Raw genomic sequence first — 24,452 nt, forward strand, 5'->3', positions numbered from 1 at the left:
AATTTGTCCCTGGTTTATCCATAGGGAAAGTTAAAACCTTATTTTATGGTAAACAGCACAACACCTTCAATTACGCCAATAATTAACAGGATTAAATTACCCGGATAAAAGTTGAAATTACATTCTTGAAAGAAATTAATATAAACCCGCCAGTCAGTTCTTTTGAATAAAAATTAACACCTTATAAAGATAAGCAGAATGAATATTAGAATTTTGAGTTATATATTTAATTTTATATAAATATAAATTTAGAATTTTTCAGGTATCACGCGTAAAAAAGCCGTAATCCAATGATTACGGCTTTTACGTTGTTGCGAACCGATCTACGACGCTTCAGTCACGCCCGGCACACCTTCCGGAGGCTGTGGCGCAAAGCCGCGCAGCCCTACCACGTGTACGTGTTCCGTATTCTGGAAGACTTTACGCACCAGTTTATAGGTGGTGCCTTTTTCCGGACTGATGTTTTCCGGCGCCGCGATGATGAGCTGCATCTGCAGGCGTTCGCACAGCTCAAACAGCGTGGCGATGGAACGCGCATCGAGACGCGCCGCTTCATCAAGGAATAGCAGGCGGCACGGTGAGATATCTTTGCCGCGCAGGCGACGCGCTTCATCTTCCCAGCTCTGTACCACCATCACCAGAATAGACATACCGGTACCGATCGCCTCACCGGTAGACAGCGCGCCGGACTCTGCGCGCAGCCAGCCGTCGGAACCACGGTTAACCTCAACTTCCATTTCCAGGTAGTTACGGTAATCCAGCAATTCCTCGCCAATGGTCTGCGGCGTGCGCTGCCCCATGTCAATTTGCGGATTCAGTCGCTGATACAGCTTCGCCAGCGCTTCCGAGAAGGTGAGGCGATTGCTGTTGAACAGATCCTGATGCTGCTCGTGCTGTTCAGACAACACCTCCAGCAGCGTCGCGTGGGTTTCACGCACGTTGACATTCAACCGTACGCTATTGACCTGGCCGAAGGAAACGCTCTGCAAGCCCTGGTTGAGCTGACGGATACGGTTCTGTTCACGCTGGATAGTTTTACGAATGATGTTCGCCACGCTACGGGAGCTGATCGCCAGTTTCTGTTCGCGGGACGTCAGCTCCTCAGTCAGGCGGCCCAGTTCGATCTCCATCTGTTCGATCGCTTCCACCGGATCGTCGGTACGAATAATATCCTGACGAATACGTTCACGCAGATGCTGATACACCGCGACGAAGAACTGAATTTTACGCTCCGGACGTTTTGGATCTTCCGACAAGCGCAGGACGTCACGCAGATGCTCGTTATCCGCAACGGCCAGACGCAGCGCGCCGAGCGCCTTATCCGACATGGAACGCAGATCGTCCCCGGAAAGATAGGCCAGCTCGCGGCGGTGCAGGCGGCGCTCCACGCCGCTGTCTTTCACCAGCCGCATCACTGCACACCACCCGGCTTTCGCCATGACAACCTGCTCACGCATTTCAAAGTAATCGCGTTCCAGACGGCGCAGTTTACGGGTCAGGTTATCCATTTCCGCTTCACAGAAGGTGAGCGCTTTCTCAAGCTGGTTGCGGCGCGAACGGTTATTGCTGAGCTGGGCATGCAGTTCATCACGACGCATCCGCGCACGCTCTTCCGCCCCGCTGTCGGCGCGCACGCCGATATCCTGCAGCTCGCGTTGCAGGTCGTTGAGCAACTCTTTCTTGGTGTCATAGGAACTTTTCAGCGACGCCAGCACCTGGTTGTACTGGCTCAATTGCGCAGCATGACCACGCAGCGCTTCGCGGGCGCGGGTGCGTTCCGCTTCCGCCTGTTCCAGACGTTGACGCAGCTTTTCGTTCAGATCGCTGTTGCCGCTGAGCATTTCCGCTGAGTCGGAGTAACCGAAGTGGGCACGACGCTGCACCACTTCCGTCAGCGCAAACGCCTGTTGACGGGCATCGCGCTGCACTTGTTGGGCATAGGCGAAATCGTCTTTAAGTTGTTCAAACTGTTCCGGGTCGCTCTGCAATACCGAAACGACCGGTTCCAGTTTAGCAAGCTGGTTGCCGTGCTGCTGAATAAAGCGCGCGGCTTCCTGCGCATCGTCCAGCCGTTCGCGGATCTCATCCACGCGATCCGCCAGACTGTCGTCCGCCAGCAGATTGAGACGCGGCAGCAGGCGGTTCAGGGCAGAAACGCCCTCTTTCGCCTGTTCGTACTGGAGACGCTGCTGCTGGTTATCGCTTTCATGTGCGGTCAGCGCGCGCTCGAGCTCAACGCGGCGGGCGTTCAACTGGCGAATTTCGGCTTCCGGATCGGACTCAAACGCCACCGAAAGATGGCTACCGATGAAGCGGCTAAAAGCCTGATGCAGACGCTGGGTTTTCTGGACGTCAAAAGAGAGCGTGGCGAAACGTTCCGACAGACCTTCACGCTCAGCATGCAGGCTTTCGATACGGCTTTCACGCGCAGCGCGGCCAAACAGCGGCACCGACGGGAAACGGGAGTAACGCCACTGGCGATCGGCAATTTTGACCACCACCGCTTTTTCCAGTTCGTCGACGCTGAAAACGCTGTCATCGAAAGACTGCGGATCCCCTTCAATCAGATACAAATCTTCCGGGCAATCCGTTAAGCCTTCCAGTTGCTCGGCGATCTGCGAAAGATCCGGGACCACGATAGCATGGCGCGACGGGCCGTACAGCGCGGAGAAGTACGGGGCATCTTCCAGACTGACGTCGTCATAGATTTCCGACAGCAGGACGCCGCCAAACCGTTCCGCCAACGCGTTAAGCCGTTGATCTTCCGCACCGCCAGGCTGACTTAAGCGTTCAATTTCTTCGTCAACGGCGTTCTTACGCGCGCCGACTTCATCACGCTCAACAATCGCTTCACGTTCGCGTTCCAGCAACTGTTGCAGATATCCGGTCACATCCTGGCTGGAGGTGAACTCCTCGCCACACTGCTCGCTGAGCTGACTCAGGCTGTTCTGCGCCGCCAGCCACACCGGCGCGCGCTGCATTAAGTGCTGAATGCGCGACTGAAGCTGCTCCTGTTCCTGACGCAGCGCCATCCGCTGTTCGTGAGCGTTAGAGACGCTGTCAGAGAGCGACGCGATGCGCGCTTCCAGTTCCTGATGCAGTGCCTCCAGTTCATCAATGTCGAACTGTTTACCCTGCCGTTTGCAGAACTCCGCCAGCAGACGCTCCGCATCTTGCTGTTCGCGCAGGCGCTGCTCCAGCTCGCTCAGGCGCATCCGCAACGGCTGAACCTGTTCAGCCAGGTGGCGTTGATCGACGCCTTCGCGCAGCAGTTCGCGCGCCACGTCCCATGCTTCGTTACGCGCCAGCGGGCCGTTAATCGCCACTACCAGTTGATACGCCTGCTCAAACTGGCTGTGCGCCGTTTGCGCCACACTCATTTTCTGCTCGAGAGAGAGCATTTTTTCGGTGGCTTCCTGCTCTTTCGCCTGGAAGGTGTCCAGCCACTCGGCGGCACTGTCTGCGGTAAGATCCGGCAAATGGCAAAGATCTTTAGCGCGCTGTAACGCGGAAATCGCCTGGTTGTATTGAATCGCGCGGGTCTGCTGAACGTCCAGCGCCTGCTGGTAGTCGGCGAGCTGGCTTTTCAGCTCATCCACTTCCAGTTCGGCGGCTTCGGCGCGCGCCTCGTTATCTTCCTGCCGTTCGGCGGCTTCCGCCACCACTTCGTTTTGCTCTTCGAGACGGATCTGCAGCTCGTCGAGATCCGCTTCGTAGCGCTCAATTTTTTCCTGCTGACGGAGCGCGGTTTGCACCAGATTCAGGTGATCGCTCGCGGCCTGATAGTCGGCCTCAAGATCCCCTTCCGCGCCGTTGTGCTCGGCAAGTTCGCGCGCCATATCGACATGTTTATACTGCTCAGCCGCAAGCTGTTTACGCGAGGCGTAAAGTTCACGACGGAACTCCAACGCCTTGTCCAGGTGAATGCGACGCTCGTTGGCGTGACGCATGTAGTCCGCCGCCACATAGTTGGTGGCTTCGCTGATCAGGTGCTTAAACAGATCGCGGTCAGACTGGGTGACGCGGATCGCTTCCAGGGTCATGCGGTTTTCACGCAGCGCCGCTTCCATATCCTGGAATGCCTTGCGCACACCGCTGTTTTCCGGCAGCAGGTAGTCGCGTAAAGAGCGGGTGATGGCGCTGGAGATGCCGCCATACAGCGACGCTTCAATCAGGCGATAGAATTTACTGCGGTCGGAAGCCGAGCGCAGACGACGGGCAATGATGCCCAAATCAAACATCAACGAGTGGTAATCAGTTATGGAGTTGAACTGCTTAAACTGTACGCCTTCCATTTCATCAAGCTTGTCTTTCAGCTCGTTGAGCGTGAGCACGCGCGCCTGACGTTCGTTGAGGGTTTCCGTCACCAGTTGCGTCGGCTGAACCGACATCGGCAGTCCCTGAATGGCAAAGGGTTTAATGTCCACTTTCCGGTCGCGACCGGCGACCTGTTGCAGACGCACGCCGACCACCACCCGCTGATGGCGTGAGTTGATGGTATCGAGCATCGAATAACACACGCCCGCCTTCAGCTTACCGTGCAGGCCTTTATCGCGTGACCCGCTGGTCGCCCCCGCTTCGGTTGTGTTACGGAAGTGCAGCAGGGTTAAGTCCGGGATCAATGCCGTGACGAAGGCCGCCATGGTGGTCGATTTCCCCGCCCCGTTACCGCCGGAAAGCGTGGTGACTAATTCATCAAGGTCAAAGGTACGGGCAAAGAAACCGTTCCAGTTAATCAGCGTAAGTGAGCGAAATTTACCGCGTTCAATCATTATTCTTCTTCTCCACTGTCCGGCTGATTCTCTTCGGTATCATCGTTGAGCTGTAGGTGGTTTTCGACCGGCATCGCCTCTCCGTCGCGAATTAAGCGGCGCTGGGCTTCGCGCGGGTCGTCGCCAGTACGAACATCCGCGCCAAAGCGGAATACCGATTCCGTAATGCGGAATTTGCTGCTGTCGTGCCCCATAAACCACACCATGCCTAAGCGACGCAGGCGGTTTAAGGACGAGCGCATTTTTTCCTGCAGCTTTTGCCGGTCGACGTCGGAGCCGGTTGAGCGGTTATTCACCAGCTTCAACAGTTTAGCTTCGTCGGCCAGCGTTAACAGTTCGTCGTACAGCTCCTGTTGGGTGAAAATCCCTTCATTCGCCAGCCGCTCCGGGCTGAGATAGAGGTAGCAGAGGATTTTCCCGACCATCATATCCAGTTCGGAAAGAACAGAACGCGGGATCAGCGTCGTGGAACGCGGACGCAGGTAGAAAAACCCTTCCGGCGCGCGGATCAGCTCGACGTTATAGCGGCTGTAAAACTCTTCCAGATAGTCCTGAAAATCCATCAAAAAGGCATGATTATCCAGTTCGTCCAGTCCAATATGACGGCCTGAGCGTAACGCGCTGTCCAGCGCCGGAAATAACGGATTCGCCAGCGCCTGCGCCAGCTTAACCGGCATCACTTGTTCAATATTTGTCAATGACATGCGCCTGTACCTTGGCTCCGTAATCATTAATCGGCTGCCATTTGGCTGGCAGTCCGGTGAAGTCTGCTTGCGCTACGCCAAGACGTACCGCCTGATCGATAACAATACGCGCCACGTCGAAATGACGCGCACGCGGGTACTGCGACAGATATTCGCGTACCACGAGACCGAGATCCAGCGGCGTCTCTTTGGTTTTGTAGACAGCCAACTGTTCTTCGATGATCGCCGCCAGTTGCTCGCGGATCTCGTTAAATTCTTCGTACTCTAAATCCGGTGGAAGTTCCCCGGTCACCTCTTCGTCGCGCAGCGCCATTTCCTCGTCACGCATATCCAGCAGACGATCGGCGTTCGCATAGGTCAGCGCCCACGGCTCGTCGAAATAGGTCTGGACAGACTGGCGCAGACGCTGGGCAAAAACGCGATTTTTATCCATGTCGATAGCGGTACGGATAAATTTATGCACGTGGCGGTCATAGCCGATCCACAGATCGATAGACTGCTGGCCCCAACTGATAATACGGTCAAGCTTACTTTGCAGATCAAATACAAGGCGATCGACGAAATGCAGATCGTCATGCGCCAGCGTCGCATCCTGGATGCGCAGCAGGTTGGCCTGCAGCTTATCACCCGCCGCCTCCAGCGTATCCTGCAGTTCGCGCAGGGTGCCCGACGTTTCCGAGAGCAAGAGTTCGCAGCTGGAAATTGCCGCCCGCCAGTCTTTATTCAGCAGTTGCGCGATGTCGTCTTTTACCTGCTGTTGCTGCTCATCCATGATGCGCTGAGTGAGATCGATACTGTCGAAAATTTCCGCCACCGAGTATTTCAGCGGCGCATAGACGTTACGGTGCCAGTGGAACTCGTCGCCGCCTTCATCTGCGGCATCCGCTGCGCGCTTCAGTTCCCCTGCGACGATCGACAACTGCATTGACAGACGCAGCGTGGAGAACTCGCGCTGGCGGATATAATAATCGGTAATCCCGATGCCAAGCGGGGTAAGACGGTAAATGGCGTTCCCTTCCGCCTGCTCGCTGGTAAAGCGGTTCAGCAGACGTTGACGCACCATGTCGTTGATCGCATTGTTCGCGCGTACGCCAATGGTTTCGCTGGTTTGCTCAAACGCATCACTGACATGGCGAAACGCATCCACCAGTTCGCCTTCACTCATCTCGCCGTCGAGTCGCTCACCGTTCAGCGTGGCCACGGCCAACAGGAACGAAAGTCGGTCTACCGGCAGCGAGATAGAAAAATCATTTTTTCTGGCCCAGGCAACCAGTTCGGGGACTGTCTGGGAAAATTCACTCATAGGTTATCCTTGCATCTGCGGGTAAAGCCTCATGGGACAGGCGTTTCAGCGCGGTGACGTGTATATACCGGCCAAGGCTTATCCAGGGTTCCTGACGGCAATAACGCGTTTCAAGTTCAAGCAGCATCTCATAGCAGTCCCGCTGCTGGTGCTTTTCACGCAGATAATCATGAAAGACGCGCACCCCAGTTTTTCCGGTAATTTGCCAGCCAATCTGTTCCAGCCACTGATAAACCTGCCCTGGCTCACGGGGATAGTCCGGTGAAAGCGTGCGCTTTTTACGCTTTGGCATCCCCACCTGCACGTAATCGAAATTCCCGGCCACCATATTGTGCATCAACAGGCCGTTGGCATTGTAGAACATTAACGACAGTGCGCCACCGGGGCGCAATACCGACCACAGCGTCTCTAATACGCAGACCGGTTCTGCAACCCATTCCAGCACCGCATGAAACAATATCAGATCAACCGGGCTTTCCAAATGCGAAGCTACGTCCTGAGCGGCGCATTGTATAAAATGCATGTTATCGCTCACACCTTTTGCGTCCGCCGCCTGCTGCGCGCGGGCGATCATTTCCGCGGAAAGGTCACATAAGGTGACGTGGTGGCCCCGCTCTGCCATTTTGATCGCGGTCTGGCCTTCGCCGCCGCCGGCATCCAGCACGCGTAGTTTTTGCGTACCGTATTGCGCCAGCAGGCCATCGAGATCCTGCCAGAGGATCGCCTGGCGCAACTGGCCTTTGGTGGTGCCGTAAATGTTACGGGAAAACTTTTCCGCGATGTCATCAAAATTGCGATCCCGCATCGGGCTCTCCACTGACGGCTTGGGGTTCTTAATCAAAACCGCTATTTTGTCACACCCGAGCGGAGAATGAACCTGTCTGGTGTAATATCCTGATTATTCTTCTGCTGTATGGTTAAAAAAGGAACCAAAAAGAATGCTTTTTACACTAAAGAAAGTGATTGGCGGCATGCTGCTGCCTCTCCCTTTCCTGTTGTTAGCGATCGGCGCAGGGTTGATGTTGCTGTGGTTTAGCCGTTTTCAGAAAACCGGGAAGGTGATGATCAGCGCAGGCTGGCTGGCGCTGTTTCTGCTTAGCCTGCAGCCCGTTGCGGACGGACTGCTTCGGCCGATAGAAAGCCGGTATCCCACCTGGCAGGAGACACGAAAAGTGGACTACATCGTCGTGCTGGGCGGCGGTTATACCTGGAATCCCGAGTGGGCGCCCAGCTCCAACCTGATCAGTAACAGCCTGCCGCGCCTTAATGAGGGCATTCGCTTATGGCGGGCGAATCCGGGTTCGAAGCTGATCTTTACCGGCGCGCCCGCGCTGACGAATCCGGTCAGTACCGCGGAAGCCGGCGCGCGCGTCGCCGAATCGTTAGGCGTGCCTCGCGCAGATATTATTACCCTGGAGCAGCCGAAAGATACTGAAGAAGAAGCGCTGGCGGTGAAGCGGGCCATTGGCAACGCGCCGTTCCTGTTAGTGACGTCCGCCTCGCACCTGCCGCGGGCGATGATTTTCTTTCAACGCGTCGGGCTGGATCCGCTGCCTGCCCCGGCAAATCAGTTGGCAATTGATTCACCGCTGAATCCGTGGGAATACGCGCTCCCCTCGCCGGTCTGGCTGATGCACAGCGATCGCGTGGGTTATGAGACGCTGGGGCGTATCTGGCAGTGGCTGAAAGGACTATCAGGCGAGCCAGGGCAGGAGTGATTTCGCCGCAAGATCGACGTTAGCGCGGCTAAAGCGCCCGGTATTGACCAACTGGGCCACTTCGTCCCATAAGACATAAAGCCAGCGCCGACAGATAAACGACTCTGCCACAGGCGCGCGGCGCAGGTAATGCCAGAGCAGATCTTCCGCCAGCGCGTTATCCATCAGACGGAACAGTTCATATTCCCGCGGCGCCCAGAGCATAATACCCGGCCCCACCATCGCCAGAAGCTGATCGCTTCTGGCATCTTTTAACATACTGCGCAGGCTGAAATTGCCATGCACCAGCACGCAATTATCATTGAACCCCTCGAATAACGCAGGGAGGCATTCCCGCGTTCGAAACAGGATCCTTTTATCCTGCATCGTCAGCCCGGTGTTGTTGAACTGATTGAGTGTGCTCCATAGCACTTCAACACGCTGGCGATACCACGAGGGCCAGATGTTTTCCTGGGTATTATCCACCGCGCCGACGCAGCCCCGGCTGTCCTGACGATGCCAGGCGAGCAGACCTTCGACGATCTGATCTTTAAGCTGCTCCCAACGCTCCGGGGTGCGGGCTGGCGCTTCGACAGACACGCCCCGCAGGCGTTCCAGCAGCAACACGTCGGGGCCGGGGTGCTCGTCGTGGGTCATTACGCCATACACGACCGGCATCCGGACGGTACCGCTGCGCGCCAGCATAGTGATTTTCCACGCCAGCTGCTGCGCGACGCCGGGAGTGGTGAAACTTCTGGCCATCAGCGGCATCGGATTGCCATGGCTGTCATACAGTGACCACAGCGCCGTATCGGCTTTTTCATTCACGCATTCAATACGGCTCAGTTTTTCGCCCAGTAAATGGCTTAATTCGGCACGCAGCTGTTCCATTCAGTTTACCCTTATAAACGCTACTGCTTTTATAATGAGCGCCAGAGGGGCAGATGTCACCCGGATGAGATCAATTGTTGACAAGAAAATGTGAGGAAAATCGTAACGGTACGACGCGCCGCCCGGGATCGGACGACGCGTCGTAAGGGAACATTAACGCATTTCGGCGCGGACGCGCTCAAGATCTTCGGCGGTATCCACCCCGGTACCGGGAACTTCTTTCGCCACCGCGACGTGGATCTTTTCGCCGTACCACAGCACACGGAGCTGCTCCAGCATCTCGATGTTCTCCAGCGGGCTGGGCTGCCAGCTCACGTAACGGCGAATGAAACCGGCACGGTAGCCGTAAATCCCCAGATGGCGCAGGAAGGTATCGCCAACGGTTTCCAGGCTTTTGGCGAATCGGTCACGATCCCAGGGGATTGTCGCGCGCGAGAAGTAAAGCGCATAGCCTTCCGCATCCAGCACAACTTTGACCGCGTTGGGATTAAAGGCTTCTTCCGCGCCGTGGATCGGTGCCGCCAGCGTAGCCATGCCGACCTGACGCTGCGCCAGGTTTTCTGCGACCTGACGAATAATGACCGCCGGGATCATCGGCTCGTCACCCTGAACGTTAACAATCACGGTGTCATCGCTAAACCCGCACTTCTCGACGACTTCCGCCAGACGTTCCGTGCCAGACTGGTGGTCAGCGCGGGTCATGCAGACTTCGCCGCCCGCAGCCTCAACGGCGCGCGCGACATCGTCGTGATCGGTTGCGACGATAATACGCTCGGCGCCGGATTCACGGGCGCGCTCCAGGACGTGCACTATCATCGGCTTGCCATTAATGTCCAGCAGCGGTTTGCCAGGCAGGCGCGTTGACGCATAGCGCGCGGGGATGATGACCACGAAACTCATGATTTCCCCTCGTCAGCCGCCAGCACGCGGGCTTCTGTTTCCAGCAGGACGGGAATGCCGTCACGCAGGGGAAACGCAAGGTTATCCAGTTTGCAGATCAGTTCTTGTTTTTCCTGGTTAAACCAGAGTTTCCCGTTACAAACCGGGCAGGCGATGATTTCAAGCAGACGATGATCCATAGTTCCTCCAGATGGACCGGACAGTGAATCGGTAAATCTTATCATAATCGTTCACGCGTCTGCGTCTAATTCCCAGCCCTGCCGACATTCCGTGAACAGTCCCGGCGGGCAGTGGCCTAACGTCACGCGCGTGGCCTGCTGCCAGCGGGCAAAATCGCCAATCGCCTGTTTTAAGCCGTTCTGTAGCGAAATCCCGGACGTGACGCCCTTTTCCAGGTGCAGCGAAATGATCTCCAGCACCGCTGTTTTACGGTGCATTTTGGCGTCCATCCGACCAACCAGCTGTCCCCGGTGAAGCAACGGCAGGACAAAATAACCAAACTGCCGTTTCGGCGCGGGGGTGTAGCATTCCAGCCGATAACTGAAACCGAAGAGTTGTTCCGCGCGTTTACGATCCCAGACCACCGGGTCAAACGGCGACAGAACCGCGCTGTGCGTCGCGCTCAACTTTTTTGCCTGCGCCTGTTCAAGCAGCGGCAGGAGCTCAGCGTGTAGCCACAGCGTACCGAGCGTGTCGACTTCAACGGGAATAATTTGCTGTTGCTCCGCGCGCGTCTCTCGCCAGCGCTGTAGATCGGGTCGCTTTAGCCGATAGTAATCCGCCAGCCATTGCTCGCGAAAAATGCCAAGGCTGCGGGCGCTGTTGTCCAGCATGAACAGCTCAGCCTGGGCGCGCGGTAGCAGGTCGCGCTCATCATCCCAGTGCGGCATCACGCGATGGGTTAAATCATAAACGCGCTGAAAGTTGCGCCGTTCAACCACCATCAGTTTCCCGGCGGTGAACAGCCCTTCCAGGTGGCGCTTATGCGGCTTCCACTCCCACCATCCGCTGGTTCCCTTACGTGGATGCGCAAAATCCGCCGACCGCACCGGGCCGTTATGCTGAATATGCTGTATGAGTTGTTCAATTTCCCCGGCATGGTCGTTCATCCACGCCGCTTTGTACTTCCAGCCCATGTTTTCCGGGGTCAACATCCGGTGACGTATGAGCTTAAAGTCGCTGCGCGGCAAAAAGCAGGCTTCGTGCGCCCAGTACTCCATTAGCTCGCCGCGAGTCAGCGCGGCGTCAAGCCACTGCGAGGGATAATCCCCCAGACGGCTGAACAACACCAGATAAGGGCTGCGCGCGACAATATTGATGGTGTCGATTTGCAACAGCGACATGCGGGTTATGGTTGCGAGAATATCGGACTCACGGGCTCGACGGCGTGGCTTGCGCAGTAAGCCCTGTGCAGCGAGGTGGAGAAGACGGGCCTCTTTAAGAGAAAGGGACGGCAACGACATAGATGACTCCATCATTCATTCGCTGCCCTCGTGTCAGAATGCTAACGCGCCAGCGAGATCAGCTTTTCAAGTAACGCTTCAGGTTTGTTCCCCGACAAATGCGCATCGACAGGGAGATACCACCAGTTATCTTCAGCAAACGCGCGACACTTCACGGCATCTTTTTCCGTCATGATCAGCGTTTGCTCTGCATTCAGCAATGCCTGTACGTCACGCGCGCGCAACGCCTGGTGATCCGCCAGTGCGACACACTTTTGCGGCTGCACGCCGCAGGCTTCAAGCGTGGCGAAAAAACGTGGCGGATGACCAATGCCTGCCATCGCAACGACATTGTGTAACTGCGCGACGTTACGCCGCTCGCCAGTGCGCAAATTTACCGCCAGCCCCGGATCCAGACGCATTGGAATTTCTCCCGGCTGCGGCACACCGCCATTAACAATCGTCGCATCAACGGTTTTCAGACGGCCTGCACGTTCACGCATCGGCCCTGCCGGTAACCACCAGCCGTTACCGAAGCGACGAACGCCGTCAATCACCACGATCTCAACATCGCGCGCCAGACGATAGTGCTGCAAACCATCGTCAGTCACGATAATCTGGACGTCATGCTGCGCCAGTATCGCCTGAACCGCCTCCGGGCGATGAGGCGATACGGCAACCGGCGCCCCGGTACGCTGATAAATCAGCACGGGTTCATCACCCGCCTCGGCCGTAGTGGTTTCAGCGCTCAACAACAGGGGATAGGCAGCCGCTTTGCCGCCGTAGCCTCGCGAAACAACACCAACGCGCAGTCCACGTCGCTGAAGCTGCTCCACCAGCCAGATCACCACCGGCGTTTTGCCGTTACCGCCTGCCGTCAGGTTTCCCACCACAACAACCGGCACCGGGGCGCGCCAGGCGCGTTTGATGCCCAGCCGATAGCACAGACGAATCGCCCCGCTCACCAGGCCATACAGCCAGGAGAGCGGCAGGAGTAGCCGCCACAGAGGCGATTCACCGGACCAGATGCGTGCGATCATTGACCAAACTGCATTTTGTGTAGCTGCGCATAGACGCCATGGTGCGCCAGCAGTTCGCTATGCGTCCCGCGTTCTACGATCACGCCGTCTTCCACCACCACAATTTCATCAGCCTGTTCAATGGTAGAAAGGCGATGCGCAATCACCAGCGATGTGCGGTTTTTCTGCAACTCGTCCAGCGCCGCCTGGATGGCGCGCTCAGATTCGGTATCAAGCGCCGACGTCGCTTCATCCAGAATCAGGATTGGGCTGTCACGCAACAGCGCGCGCGCAATGGCGATACGCTGACGTTGACCGCCGGAGAGCAGCACGCCGTTTTCTCCGATGATGGTATCGAGGCCATTATCCATCTTATTGATGAAATCCATTGCGTAAGCCATGCGAGCAGCCTCTTCGATCTGCTCACGGGTGTAATGCTCGTTACGCGCATAGGCAATATTGTTGGCTACCGTATCGTTGAACAGATGCACATTCTGCGACACCAGCGCAACCTGATTACGCAGGGACGCCAGCGTATAGTCACGCAGATCGTGACCATCCATCAGGATTTCGCCTTCATCGATGTCGTAGAAACGCGTAATCAGACTGGCGATCGTCGACTTACCGGAGCCAGAGCGCCCCACCAGCGCGACCGTCTTCCCCGCCGGAATTTTCAGGTTGATGTTGCGCAGCGCGGGCACTTCGCGTCCCGGATAGGTAAAGGTAACATTGCGGAATTCCAGATCGCCGCTGGCGCGTTCAATAACGCGTTTACCGTCATCTTTTTCCTGTTCGCTGTCGAGAATCGCAAACAGAGTCTGACACGCCGCCATACCGCGCTGGAACTGGGCGTTGACGTTAGTCAGAGATTTCAGCGGACGCATCAGGGCGATCATTGCCGAAAAGACAACGGTAATGGTCCCCGCCGTCAGGCTCTCCATAACGCTCGGGAAGCTAGCCGCATACAACACAAACGCCAGCGCCAGCGAGGCGATAAGCTGGATGATGGGGTCAGAAATAGACGACGCGGAGACCATTTTCATCCCCTGCAGACGCATTTTGTTGCTCACCTTATCAAAGCGTTTGGTCTCAACTTCCTGGCCGCCAAAGATCAGGACTTCTTTGTGTCCCTTCAGCATTTGCTCGGCGCTGGTCGTGACCTGCCCCATCGTGTTCTGCATGTTTTTACTGATGGCGCGAAAACGCTTTGATACCACGCGGATCGCAATCGACACAATCGGCGCCAGCACCACGAGGATAATCGACAGTTGCCAGCTGTAATAGAACATCATGGCAAACAGGCCGATTATCGACGCGCCTTCGCGCACAACGGTAATCAACGCGCTGGAGGACGAGGAAGCCACCTGTTCAGAATCATAGGTGATGCGGGAGAGCAGTGTCCCGGTAGATTGCTTATCGAAGAAGGCGACGGGCATCCCCATCATATGACCAAACAAACGACGACGCATGGTCATCACCACTTTGCCCGATACCCAGGAGATGCAGTAACTGGAGATATAGCTGGTAATACCACGTAATATCATCAGCCCAATGACCACCAGCGGCATCCAGAGCAGCACTGAGCGATCGGTTTTACCAAAACCTTCATCAAGTAAAGGTTTGAGGAGCGATAACATGAAGGTATCGCTGGCCGCGTTGAGGATTAACGCCACACCCGCCACGATCAGACCCGCTTTGAAAGGCGCAATGGTAGGCCACAGTCGGCGAAACGTCTGCCACGTAGAGAGATCTTTATCGTTATGCATTCAAAAAACCAGCATTTGTTGAAATAGCCGCATATTCTACCCGTTATCGCCTGACACGCCAAACCACTGATGATACCAACGCGGTAAAATTTGCTCCCGTAGGCTGCTTATGCGCCAGCCCTGTGCGGAGAAATCCAGCGAAATTTGCCCCTGATGCGGGGTATCGCGCCACTGGTACCCCTGCTGCTGATAGCGCTGTCTGACCTTCCATGACGGTAACCGCCAGGCGTTATAACGCGATGCCGAGGCCAGCGCCATCTCGCCATTAACCCGCTGTATGAGTGCCAGCGAAGAGGACGTATTGCTGCCATGATGCGGCACCTGAATAATCGTAGCCGACAGATGCTGCCAGTAATGACTCAGCATCCGTTGCTCAGCTGGCGTCTCTATGTCGCCCGTCAACAGTAGGCTGTGGCGACCATCGTCGATTTTCACCACACAGGAGTGATTATTGCCCTTGCCGCGATCGCCTTTTAACGGCCAGTGCGCGCTGAAACGCAATCCCTGCCAATACCAGACCTCACCGCGATAACACGGTAAATGATTTCGCCAGCCTAACGGACTGCGGACCCAAAGCCCGGGCCAGGCGCTCAGCATAGAGTCTAGCCCACCCCGGTGATCAAGATGTTCATGGCTGAGAATAATCCCTTCTGGCTCCAGATGATGCCAGCGTAGCCACGGAATAATAATGTGTTGCGCGCTGTCCCCTTCAGGCCAGGCCAGCCCGGTGTCGTACAACAGCGCTTTGCCGTTACGCGCGATAACTACCGACAATCCTTGTCCAACATCCAGCATATGCGCCTGCCACGTATCGGTACGCGGCGGGCTCCAGAAAGGCCAACTGAGCAGGGCAAGCGTTGCCAGGCAGAGTCCGGGTAGCACCCGTAAGGCATTAAACCGCCAGCCAACAAGCATCAGCCAGGGAGCGAAAACCAGCCACTGCCAGCGCGCATCTACCGCTATCCACCCTTTCGGCAATTGGGTTAACGCCCAGAACACGGCGGCAAGCGAGCGATCGGCCAGATACCACAGTACAGACTCAACCACTAACGGCCCGCTGACGTGTGCCACCATTCCTGCGAGGATCAGCGGTACGCTAATAAACGTTACCAGCGGCACGGCGAATAAATTCGCCGCAAAAGAGGTCAGGCTAAGGCCGTGAAACAACGCGATTTGCAGCGGCAAAAGCAACAGCGTCATCCCCAACTGTAAATGGGCCAGCTCGACCAATAAACGCCCTGCCCGCGGTAACGTCCACTCCGGACAGGGAAACCATTGATACCAGAACAGCAGGGCCGCAACGGCGAAAGCGGAAAGCCACAGGCTCTGGGAGAGCACCGCCAACGGATCGCAAATAACAATCGCCGCCAGACAACAGCACCAGACGGCCCATCCGCTCCACTGCCGTCCACTCAGCTTTAGCGCCGTCCAGACAAATAGCGCAATAATGGTACGCAGCGCGGGCGGCTGAAGACCGGTTAGCCAGGCGTAGAATATGGCGCCGAGCAGCCCGCCGATAAGCGGATGCTGCCAGTGGATCCAGCGCACCGGCAGCAGAAACTGAACGCCACGAAGCAATCCACTGACGAGCAGAGCCATTAAGGCAATATGCAGCCCGGAAATCGCCATCAGATGGGCGGTGCCGGTATCGCGAAGGATGTTTTTCACCTCTTTCGTGATCGCCAGACGTTCCCCCATCCCCAGACCGACTATCACCTGCTGCCACGGATACTCCGCCAGCCTGGCTTTCAGTGATGCGAGATATCTGGCTCGCCAACTGCATTCCCCGTCCAGGATTTTTGCCTGCAGAAAACGGCCTGTGAGCGGTTGATGCTGTGCCAGGGCGTAGCGCTGGCTGTCAAATCCCCCGTCATTTAACTGCCCGTGAACAGCCCTGATCCTAATCGTCATCGCCCAGCGCTGCCCTGCACAGGGTTCAGACGGCAAATACTGCCCATAAAGAACGATACCCACCGCAGGAAAAAGACGACGCCCTGCCAGATGAGTGATGCGTCCGGCGTGTGTTGTGATGTTATCCGTCGCGGTCAGCTCGATAATGGCGTCCTGACTTTTTACCGGCAGCGTGTTTCCGGCCCAAAGCGACTGTTTAGCCGCGAAAACGCCCCACAGAAAAAACAACAGAACCAGCCCGGCAAGCTGCATCCATTTGCCGGAGAAAAGCGTTAGCGAACAGGCCAGCGCCAAAAGACTGACAAGCCAAAGCGTATCAGGCAAAGCCGGTAAGAAAAGCAAAGGGAAAATACCGCATAGCGCGCACAGGCTGACCGTCGTGATTTTCATGAACACCTCCGTGTGAGCGGAAGTGTGCAGGTTAGCCAACGGTCTGTCAGGCGGTAATGGCAGGCTTTACGATGCGGTTTCCAGCGTTTTTATCACCGTGTTGTAAACCGCCAAATTTATTGCGGGGCGTCTTCCAGAATGGAGCGTCAGAAATGAAAAAAGCACCAGAAAGGTGCTTTTTCGCAGGTTACGTTTTGAGGAAACTTAACCGTAAATATTGGCGCGATCGCGCAGTTCTTTACCTGGCTTAAAGTGCGGAACGTATTTTCCTTCCAGCTCGACTTTATCGCCAGTCTTCGGGTTACGCCCGGTTCGTGGTGCGCGATAGTGCAAAGAGAAGCTGCCGAAACCGCGGATTTCAATACGCTCGCCCTGCGCAAGAGTCGAGGCCATATGTTCCAGCATCTCTTTAACTGCATCTTCAACCGCTTTTGCGGGAATATGAGATTGCTGGGTTGCAAGTCTTTCAATCAATTCTGACTTGGTCATGATTCCTCCGGTTCCTATAAGGCATATAAGCGCTGCTGTTGCATTGATTAAGGGCGGCCGTAGCCGCCCTTTGTCATTGATTACAGAACGAATCCTGTAATCTGTCAAGTAATCTCATCTGACTTCGCGATGAAACATCCCGAAGTTTCAAAGAATTACTCGCCTTTAGCTGCTTTGAATGCTTCAGCCATTGCGTTGTTAGAGAAGTTTGCATCTTCCTGTTTGTTAACAGTTGCGATGGCATCTTTCTCATCAGCTTCGTCTTTCGCACGAACAGACAGGCTGATTGCACGGTTCTTACGGTCAACGCCGGTGAATTTGGCTTCAACGTCGTCGCCTACGCTCAGAACCAGTGTTGCATCTTCAACGCGGTCACGGGAAGCTTCAGAAGCGCGCAGGTAACCTTCAACGCCGTCAGCCAGTTCTACGGTTGCGCCTTTCGCGTCAACTGCAGTCACTTTACCGTTTACGATTGCGCCTTTCTTGTTCAGTGCAACCCAGTTGTTGAACGGATCTTCTGCCAGCTGTTTAACGCCCAGAGAGATACGCTCGCGCTCTGCGTCAACCTGCAGAACAACGGCTGCGATTTCGTCGCCTTTTTTGTATTCACGTACTGCTTCTTCGCCTGCAACGTTCCAGGAGATGTCAGACAGGTGAACCAGGCCGTCGATGCCGCCGTCCAGGCCGATGAAGATACCGAAGTCAGTGATAGACTTGATTTTACCTTCAACACGGTCGCCCTTGTTGTGGGTTTCCGCAAACTGCTGCCACGGGTTAGATTTGCACTGCTTCAGACCCAGGGAGATACGACGACGTTCTTCGTCGATATCCAGAACCATCACTTCCACTACGTCGCCAACGTTAACAACTTTGGACGGGTGGATGTTTTTGTTGGTCCAGTCCATTTCGGAAACGTGTACCAGGCCTTCAACGCCTTCTTCGATTTCAACGAAGCAACCGTAGTCGGTCAGGTTGGTCACGCGACCGGTCAGTTTGGTACCTTCCGGGTAACGCTTAGCGATAGCAACCCACGGATCTTCGCCCAGCTGTTTCAGGCCCAGGGATACACGGGTACGCTCGCGGTCGAACTTCAGCACTTTAACAGTGATTTCGTCGCCAACGTTTACGATTTCGCTCGGATGCTTAACGCGTTTCCAGGCCATATCGGTGATGTGCAGCAGGCCGTCAACGCCACCCAGATCAACGAATGCACCGTAGTCAGTGAGGTTCTTAACGATACCTTTAACTTCCATGCCTTCCTGCAGGTTTTCCAGCAGCTGATCGCGCTCTGCGCTGTTTTCGGATTCGATAACGGCACGACGAGAAACAACAACGTTGTTGCGCTTCTGATCCAGCTTGATGACTTTGAACTCAAGCTCTTTGCCTTCCAGGTGCAGCGTGTCGCGCACCGGACGAACGTCTACCAGGGAACCTGGCAGGAACGCACGAATACCGTTCAGCTCAACAGTGAAGCCGCCCTTAACTTTGCCGTTGATAACACCGGTAACAGTTTCAGCATCTTCGTAAGCTTTTTCCAGCGTGATCCATGCTTCGTGACGTTTAGCTTTCTCACGGGACAGCAGGGTTTCACCGAAGCCGTCTTCTACTGCATCCAGAGCAACGTCAACTTCGTCACCCACCTGGATTTCCAGCTCGCCCTGGGCGTTTTTGAACTGCTCAGCCGGGATGGCGGACTCAGATTTCAGACCAGCGTCAACCAGTACTACGTCTTTGTCGATAGCAACAACAACACCGCGAACGATGGAACCCGGACGGGTTTCGATTTCTTTTAAGGATTCTTCAAACAGTTGAGCAAAAGATTCAGTCATGTTTAATCTTCAGGTTTCATATTTAACGTCCATCTGACTCCATGCCGGATGGGGTTGTTTAACATACCCGCTGTCATTCCATTGCAACGGGGGTACTGCAAATTCGGTCGCTTTTAAGCGAGTGCCAGTTTTTGGCGCGCGTATTGTAGCGCTTTTTCAATCACTTGCTCAATGCTTAATCGGGTTGAATCTAAAACTAAAGCATCAGCAGCGGGAACTAACGGCGCTACAGCACGGTTTCGGTCGCGATCGTCGCGTTCTTTGATCTCGGCCAAAAGGCGTTCAAAGTTAACACTAAAGCCCTTTTCCTGCAACTGTAGCATACGGCGATGCGCACGTTCTTCAGAGGAGGCGTCAAGGAAGATTTTCACCGGCGCGTCCGGAAAAACCACCGTCCCCATATCCCGTCCGTCCGCGATCAGGCCAGGCAACTCACGGAAGGCGCGTTGACGACGCAACAGCGCTTCACGTACGCGTGGAAAGGCGGCGACCTGTGACGCAGCGTTCGCCACTTCCTGCGTACGAATTTCACCGCTCACATCTTCGCCTTCGAGAATCACTTCCAGATTTCCGTTGGTTGAGACAAAGCGCACATCAAGATGGGTCGCCAACGGAACCAGCGCATCTTCAGAGGCGACATCGACATGATGATGCAGCGCCGCCAGCGCTAACACGCGATAGATAGCACCAGAGTCCAGCAGATGCCATTGCAATGCTTCCGCCATTGCCTTGCACAAGGTGCCCTTTCCTGCACCACTTGGGCCATCAATGGTAATTACCGGGGCAATTGCCGTCATCTTTCTCTCCTTAAACAGGCACACCGTTAACGTAAACGCCGCGCATTATACGCGCCAACGCCCACAATCGTTAACGTTGTGTGCAAAAACCCGAATCGTCTGTATTCAGATGAAGAATAATTGCGCAATTATAGCGGGCTGGCGCATAACCAGCCCAAAAGATGACAATGTTTTACTTTTTGTCGGCGGCAATACGGTCGCGCATGTGCTGAGCGCGATCGGCTGAGGCGGGGTGGGAGTCCATCAATGATTTCGCATGCCCCGCGTCCATGGTGGCGAATTTATCGAATGCGGTGACCAGTCCCTGGGTATTTATGCCGCGTTTTTTCAGCAGGTCATAGGAGAAATCATCAGCATCCGATTCCTGGCTGCGGGAGAACGAAGAGTTGATTACCCCTTCGGCCAGGTCGCCGAGTTGAGACTGCGACAGTTTGGACGCCACTCCGCTGGTAGCGGAGAGGGCGTCACGGGCCGCCAACGTTGCATAGGCCGTTTGCATGGCCTTACGGGAATGCCCTAACGAGACGTGGCCTAACTCATGCCCCAGAACGCCTTCGATTTCGTTATCGGTCATCAGATCCATCAGGCCTGAATAGACGCGAACACAGCCGTTCGCCATTGCCCATGCGTTGATCTCACGGGTCATATATACCTTGTAAGATACCGGCGTGCCGTCAATGTTGTTGCCCAGCGCTTTCGCGATTTTATTTAGCCGCTTCGTGTATTTGCTCTTAGAACCCGCCAGTTTATTTTCACTGTCCATCTGTTTGCAGGACTCAGCAGACAGCGCTTTGACGTCCGCATCCGAAAGCGTCGCCGCTTTGTAAGCAGCGACGCCGGAACTGGCGAGTAGATCGCCGTTGACGCCATTTTTACAGCCAGCCATTAACGTAGCGGAAATCGCCACCGCCAGCAGCAATGATTTATTTTTCATGCTAATCTTCCAATGATATTTATAATAAAAAGATATAAATCAAGAGGTTAAGTCGAGAGAAAGGTAGCATTAGCGATAAGGGTAAATAAAGTACGAAAGCGGACGCAAGCGCGCCAGCGCAAAGGCTGGCGCGAAAGATAATCAGGCGGGAGTGCTAATACGCGCCAACTGCTCGAAATAATCCGGGAAGGTTTTAGCGGTACATTTCGGATCAAGAATGGTCACCGGCGTGTCGGATAACGCCACCAGCGAAAAACACATCGCCATACGGTGATCGTTATAGGTGCCAATTTCAGCAAACTGTAATTTCGCTGGCGGGGTGATGCGAATATAGTCGCGCCCCTCTTCCACTTCCGCCCCTACTTTACGCAACTCGGTCGCCATCGCAAACAGACGGTCAGTCTCTTTGACGCGCCAGTTATAGATGTTACGAAGCGTGGTCGTACCTTTAGCAAACAGCGCCGCCGTCGCAATGGTCATTGCCGCATCGGGAATGTGGTTCATGTCCATATCAACGGCATTTAGCTCACCGCGAGTACAGGCAATAAAATCATCGCCCCAGGTCAGTGTCGCCCCCATTTTTTCCAGCACATCCGCGAAGCGAATGTCCCCCTGCATACTTTTGCGGCCAATACCGGTCACCTTTACCGTCCCGCCTTTAATGGCTCCCGCGGCAAGGAAATAAGAGGCGGATGAAGCATCGCCTTCGACCAGGTAAACACCGGGAGACTGGTATTGCTGACGGCCCTTCACGACAAAACGCTGATAGTGATGGTTTTCAATTTCCACGCCGAAGGTTTTCATCAGATTTAACGTAATGTCGATATACGGCTTCGACACCAGCTCGCCTTTAATGCTGATAATGGTTTCCTGCGACGCCAGAGGGGCCGTCATTAACAGTGCGGTCAAAAACTGGCTGGAAACGCTGCCATCAACCTCAACCTGACCGCCGGTAAAGCCACCGCGCAGACGAAGCGGCGGATAGTTTTCCTGCTCCAGATAGTCAATACAGGCCCCGCCCTGACACAGCGCATCAACCAGATGACCAATTGGTCGCTCTTTCATACGCGGCTCGCCGGTCAGCACAATGTCGTTTGTACCGAGGCAAAGCGCTGCAGCAAGCGGACGCATGGCCGTTCCGGCGTTGCCCAGAAACAGCTCCAGTGCGCCGGTAGCCTGTAGCGGACCACCATTGCCGGTGATTTCGCAACGGGTGCGATCCGCAGAAAGGGTGTAATTGATCCCCAACGCGCTCAGCGCATTGAGCATATGGCGCACATCATCGCTGTCTAACAGGTTGGTCAGAACGGTGGTGCCATGGGCTAACGCCGCCAGGAGCAAAGCGCGGTTAGACACGCTCTTAGAGCCAGGCAGATTAATGGTGCCATCGACCCGCGCGATGGGTTGTAACGTCAGGGATTCCATGTACTCAACTCTCAAAAAACAAAAATAAAAACCCCACAGACGACGCTGTGGGGATGAAACGCCACACTTTTTTAGCCGTGACGACGTTCGAAATCGACCATAAAGTCGGTCAGGGCTTTGACGCCTTCCAGCGGCATCGCGTTATAAATGGACGCACGCATTCCCCCCACCACACGGTGGCCTTTCAGCGCGTGAAGACCTGCCGCAAAAGACTCTTCAAGGAACAGTTTGTCCAGCGCGCTGTCCGCCAGTTGGAACGGTACGTTCATGCGGGAACGGTTGGCTTTCGCCACATCGTTGCGGTAGAAATCGCTGTTATCAATCACGCCATACAGCAGTTCGGCTTTCTGTTGATTGATTTTATGCATCGCGTCGACGCCGCCATTCGCCTTCAGCCATTTAAATACCAGGCCGGAAAGATACCAGGCAAAAGTTGGTGGCGTATTAAACATTGAGTCGTTATCGCTCAGAACGGTGTAGTCGAGGATCGACGGGCAACTGGTGTGCGCTTTTCCTAACAGGTCTTCGCGAACGATCACAATCGTCAACCCGGCAGGTCCGATGTTTTTCTGCGCGCCTGAATAGATAACGCCGTAGCGGGAAACGTCTAACGGCGCCGAAAGAATCGTTGAGGAGAAATCAGCCGTCACGACCACATCGGAGGCAAAATTCGGCGTTTCATTAATGGCAATGCCGTCGATGGTTTCGTTCGGGCAGTAGTGCATATACGCCGCGTTATCCGAGAGTTGCCATTCGCTCATCGGCTTGACCGCGCGCAGTCCGTCCACGGTGACTTTGGCATCAATCACGTTTGGGGTGCAGTATTTTTTCGCTTCTTTTACCGCGCTGGCCGCCCAGTAACCGGCGTCCACGTAGTCTGCGGTGGTTTTATTTCCCAAAATATTCAGCGGAATAGCCGCAAACTGCCCACGTCCGCCGCCGTGACAGAACAGAACTTTATAATTGGAAGGGATGTTGAGGAGATCGCGAAAATCCTGTTCCGCTTCCGCTGCGACCTGGATAAATTCTTTACCGCGGTGGCTCACCTCCATGACGGAGGTGCCAAGACCGTTCCAGTCGCACAGTTCCTGTTGAGCCTGTTTGAGCACGTCTGCCGGTAACATTGCCGGGCCTGAACTAAAATTGAAAACCTGAGCCATTTCCCCTCACCACGTTGCATTGTTATTCATCCACGCTCTGACGAAGCGCAAAGAGTGGGTTTACGTTATTCCTGTGGATATTGGTTTTATCATTCAGTGATACGCGCCGCAACGGGTAATAATCGGCGCGGTGAAAATGAGTGTTCGCTCACACAACACAATCTGTCGGATTGATGGCGAATGACCGATATTTTTGCTGTCAGAGCACCCTTTTTGCCCGACTGGCCTTCGACCATTCTGGATTCTTGCAGCGCGGACAATCTTGCCTGTCGCCAGCGTTAAGGGTAATGACTTCGCTGCAACGCACGCAGGCGTAATCTCCCGTTTCGGGAACGACATGAAATCGCTCGGTGCAATATTTAGGCAAAATGCTCAGACCGGGTTTTATCTTTTCTTCTTCAAAGAAATAGACGCTGATTTGCCCGTTGGTTTCCAGTATCGCCAGCCGCACCTGGCCAAGCTGCTCTACGCCATTCAGACGCAGTTCCATAAAGAACTCAAACTCCGTCATATTGGCATGATTCAGTTTGGACCATGCCAGCTCGCCATCTTCAATGATGACGACCGGTTTCCCCTCCAGTAAATCGCCAATCCTTTCACTACGCGCCATCAGCCACATCGCCAACCGGTAAAGCAGCGCAATTATGATAAAGACCACCAGCACCGGCAGCATTGGGACATCATCATAAAAAGCGACGTCCCCTGCCGCGGAGCCCAGCGTCAAAATAATCAACACTTCAAAAAGCGACATCTGGCGCACGCCGCGCCGTCCCGTCAGCTTAAGAAACAGATAGACCAGTACAAAGGTATAAAGACTACGTAACGCAACCTCGCCCAAAAATTCCAGTGGCACTTTGTCCAGTGCCATCCGTTGTAGATCAAACGCTTTCATTTCTCTGCTCTTATGGTGGTTTACTGCATAAAAGCATAGTCAAAACTTTTATTTCCGCCGCGTTCGTGGCGGCGATAGCGTCAGTCAGATAAAACCCGTATCATTGCGCGCTTTCCGTACGACAAAAGTGA

General features: G+C 55.0%; 19 protein-coding genes. 1 reads left to right on the plus strand and 18 read right to left on the minus strand.

The window, feature by feature from the left end:
- Positions 1-323: 323 nt before the first annotated feature.
- From mukB to cmoM, 4 genes are read right to left on the minus strand one after another with little or no spacing between them, the layout of a single operon-like run.
- Entirely contained in the window at positions 324-4,772 is a 4,449-nt protein-coding gene (gene mukB / locus HVX72_RS13460) for a chromosome partition protein MukB (protein ID WP_181821565.1), read from the minus strand.
- Complete coding sequence (gene mukE / locus HVX72_RS13465; RefSeq protein ID WP_181821566.1) at positions 4,772-5,476, minus strand: chromosome partition protein MukE; 705 nt, start codon at positions 5,474-5,476, stop codon at positions 4,772-4,774. The genes mukB and mukE overlap by 1 nt, the downstream gene beginning before the upstream one ends.
- The gene (mukF, locus tag HVX72_RS13470) at positions 5,457-6,779 is read right to left on the minus strand and encodes a chromosome partition protein MukF (protein ID WP_042288102.1); all 1,323 of its coding nucleotides are present in this window, start codon (positions 6,777-6,779) and stop codon (positions 5,457-5,459) included. The genes mukE and mukF overlap by 20 nt, the downstream gene beginning before the upstream one ends.
- Positions 6,772-7,584 (minus strand): tRNA uridine 5-oxyacetic acid(34) methyltransferase CmoM, encoded by an 813-nt coding sequence (gene cmoM / locus HVX72_RS13475; RefSeq protein WP_060569539.1) that lies wholly within the window; start codon positions 7,582-7,584, stop codon positions 6,772-6,774. Before cmoM ends, mukF begins: the two co-directional genes overlap by 8 nt.
- A gap of 133 nt (positions 7,585-7,717) precedes the next feature.
- On the opposite strand from cmoM, the gene elyC reads away from it, so the two are divergent.
- A complete protein-coding gene (elyC, locus tag HVX72_RS13480) occupies positions 7,718-8,497 on the plus strand; it encodes an envelope biogenesis factor ElyC (protein WP_181821568.1) in 780 nt (259 codons plus the stop codon).
- Here the strand turns inward: elyC and HVX72_RS13485 are convergent.
- The 14 genes from HVX72_RS13485 to HVX72_RS13550 form a co-directional block, all read right to left on the minus strand.
- The gene (locus HVX72_RS13485; RefSeq protein ID WP_042288113.1) at positions 8,474-9,367 is read right to left on the minus strand and encodes a YcbJ family phosphotransferase; all 894 of its coding nucleotides are present in this window, start codon (positions 9,365-9,367) and stop codon (positions 8,474-8,476) included. The genes elyC and HVX72_RS13485 overlap by 24 nt on opposite strands.
- Positions 9,368-9,520: 153 nt before the next feature.
- The gene (gene kdsB, locus HVX72_RS13490; RefSeq protein WP_181821570.1) at positions 9,521-10,267 is read right to left on the minus strand and encodes a 3-deoxy-manno-octulosonate cytidylyltransferase; all 747 of its coding nucleotides are present in this window, start codon (positions 10,265-10,267) and stop codon (positions 9,521-9,523) included.
- The gene (gene ycaR, locus HVX72_RS13495; protein WP_042288120.1) at positions 10,264-10,446 is read right to left on the minus strand and encodes a protein YcaR; all 183 of its coding nucleotides are present in this window, start codon (positions 10,444-10,446) and stop codon (positions 10,264-10,266) included. Before ycaR ends, kdsB begins: the two co-directional genes overlap by 4 nt.
- Before the next feature lie 51 nt (positions 10,447-10,497).
- The gene (locus HVX72_RS13500; protein ID WP_181821572.1) at positions 10,498-11,730 is read right to left on the minus strand and encodes a winged helix-turn-helix domain-containing protein; all 1,233 of its coding nucleotides are present in this window, start codon (positions 11,728-11,730) and stop codon (positions 10,498-10,500) included.
- Between the two features lie 41 nt (positions 11,731-11,771).
- Positions 11,772-12,749 carry a tetraacyldisaccharide 4'-kinase gene (lpxK, locus tag HVX72_RS13505; protein WP_181821574.1) on the minus strand — a complete coding sequence of 326 codons (978 nt, stop codon included), beginning with the start codon at positions 12,747-12,749 and terminating at the stop codon, positions 11,772-11,774.
- Positions 12,746-14,494 carry a lipid A ABC transporter ATP-binding protein/permease MsbA gene (msbA, locus tag HVX72_RS13510; RefSeq protein ID WP_042288128.1) on the minus strand — a complete coding sequence of 583 codons (1,749 nt, stop codon included), beginning with the start codon at positions 14,492-14,494 and terminating at the stop codon, positions 12,746-12,748. The genes lpxK and msbA overlap by 4 nt, the downstream gene beginning before the upstream one ends.
- A gap of 36 nt (positions 14,495-14,530) precedes the next feature.
- Positions 14,531-16,795 (minus strand): ComEC family protein, encoded by a 2,265-nt coding sequence (locus HVX72_RS13515; protein ID WP_181821576.1) that lies wholly within the window; start codon positions 16,793-16,795, stop codon positions 14,531-14,533.
- Positions 16,796-16,999: 204 nt separating this feature from the next.
- Positions 17,000-17,284, minus strand: coding sequence for an integration host factor subunit beta (gene ihfB, locus HVX72_RS13520; protein ID WP_000167332.1), 285 nt, complete (start codon positions 17,282-17,284; stop codon positions 17,000-17,002).
- Positions 17,285-17,439: 155 nt separating this feature from the next.
- Positions 17,440-19,113, minus strand: a complete 1,674-nt coding sequence (gene rpsA / locus HVX72_RS13525; protein WP_042288135.1) for a 30S ribosomal protein S1 — start codon at positions 19,111-19,113, stop codon at positions 17,440-17,442.
- A 113-nt stretch (positions 19,114-19,226) separates the two neighbouring features.
- On the minus strand, positions 19,227-19,910 hold the full coding sequence (gene cmk / locus HVX72_RS13530; protein WP_042288138.1) for a (d)CMP kinase: 684 nt from the start codon (positions 19,908-19,910) through the stop codon (positions 19,227-19,229).
- A 172-nt stretch (positions 19,911-20,082) separates the two neighbouring features.
- On the minus strand, positions 20,083-20,844 hold the full coding sequence (locus HVX72_RS13535) for a M48 family metallopeptidase (protein ID WP_060569532.1): 762 nt from the start codon (positions 20,842-20,844) through the stop codon (positions 20,083-20,085).
- A 141-nt stretch (positions 20,845-20,985) separates the two neighbouring features.
- On the minus strand, positions 20,986-22,269 hold the full coding sequence (gene aroA / locus HVX72_RS13540) for a 3-phosphoshikimate 1-carboxyvinyltransferase (protein WP_181821578.1): 1,284 nt from the start codon (positions 22,267-22,269) through the stop codon (positions 20,986-20,988).
- Between the two features lie 71 nt (positions 22,270-22,340).
- Complete coding sequence (gene serC, locus HVX72_RS13545) at positions 22,341-23,429, minus strand: 3-phosphoserine/phosphohydroxythreonine transaminase (RefSeq protein ID WP_181821579.1); 1,089 nt, start codon at positions 23,427-23,429, stop codon at positions 22,341-22,343.
- 199 nt (positions 23,430-23,628) lie between these two features.
- Positions 23,629-24,321 (minus strand): DUF421 domain-containing protein, encoded by a 693-nt coding sequence (locus HVX72_RS13550; protein WP_042288148.1) that lies wholly within the window; start codon positions 24,319-24,321, stop codon positions 23,629-23,631.
- Positions 24,322-24,452 lie beyond the last annotated feature (131 nt).

Source organism: Citrobacter sp. RHB21-C05, from assembly GCF_013889015.1.
Classification (GTDB): Bacteria; Pseudomonadota; Gammaproteobacteria; order Enterobacterales; family Enterobacteriaceae; genus Citrobacter_A; species Citrobacter_A sedlakii.

Coding starts and splice junctions, on each gene's coding strand:
- mukF (WP_042288102.1), bottom strand. CDS start 6,779: ATGAGTGAATTTTCCCAGACAGTCCCCGAACTGGTTGCCTGGGCCAGA.
- ycaR (WP_042288120.1), bottom strand. CDS start 10,446: ATGGATCATCGTCTGCTTGAAATCATCGCCTGCCCGGTTTGTAACGGG.
- mukB (WP_181821565.1), bottom strand. CDS start 4,772: ATGATTGAACGCGGTAAATTTCGCTCACTTACGCTGATTAACTGGAAC.
- msbA (WP_042288128.1), bottom strand. CDS start 14,494: ATGCATAACGATAAAGATCTCTCTACGTGGCAGACGTTTCGCCGACTG.
- HVX72_RS13485 (WP_042288113.1), bottom strand. CDS start 9,367: ATGGAACAGCTGCGTGCCGAATTAAGCCATTTACTGGGCGAAAAACTG.
- aroA (WP_181821578.1), bottom strand. CDS start 22,269: ATGGAATCCCTGACGTTACAACCCATCGCGCGGGTCGATGGCACCATT.
- mukE (WP_181821566.1), bottom strand. CDS start 5,476: ATGTCATTGACAAATATTGAACAAGTGATGCCGGTTAAGCTGGCGCAG.
- HVX72_RS13535 (WP_060569532.1), bottom strand. CDS start 20,844: ATGAAAAATAAATCATTGCTGCTGGCGGTGGCGATTTCCGCTACGTTA.
- elyC (WP_181821568.1), top strand. CDS start 7,718: ATGCTTTTTACACTAAAGAAAGTGATTGGCGGCATGCTGCTGCCTCTC.
- rpsA (WP_042288135.1), bottom strand. CDS start 19,113: ATGACTGAATCTTTTGCTCAACTGTTTGAAGAATCCTTAAAAGAAATC.
- lpxK (WP_181821574.1), bottom strand. CDS start 12,749: ATGATCGCACGCATCTGGTCCGGTGAATCGCCTCTGTGGCGGCTACTC.
- HVX72_RS13550 (WP_042288148.1), bottom strand. CDS start 24,321: ATGAAAGCGTTTGATCTACAACGGATGGCACTGGACAAAGTGCCACTG.
- serC (WP_181821579.1), bottom strand. CDS start 23,429: ATGGCTCAGGTTTTCAATTTTAGTTCAGGCCCGGCAATGTTACCGGCA.
- HVX72_RS13500 (WP_181821572.1), bottom strand. CDS start 11,730: ATGTCGTTGCCGTCCCTTTCTCTTAAAGAGGCCCGTCTTCTCCACCTC.
- cmk (WP_042288138.1), bottom strand. CDS start 19,910: ATGACGGCAATTGCCCCGGTAATTACCATTGATGGCCCAAGTGGTGCA.
- ihfB (WP_000167332.1), bottom strand. CDS start 17,284: ATGACCAAGTCAGAATTGATTGAAAGACTTGCAACCCAGCAATCTCAT.
- HVX72_RS13515 (WP_181821576.1), bottom strand. CDS start 16,795: ATGAAAATCACGACGGTCAGCCTGTGCGCGCTATGCGGTATTTTCCCT.
- kdsB (WP_181821570.1), bottom strand. CDS start 10,267: ATGAGTTTCGTGGTCATCATCCCCGCGCGCTATGCGTCAACGCGCCTG.
- cmoM (WP_060569539.1), bottom strand. CDS start 7,584: ATGCGGGATCGCAATTTTGATGACATCGCGGAAAAGTTTTCCCGTAAC.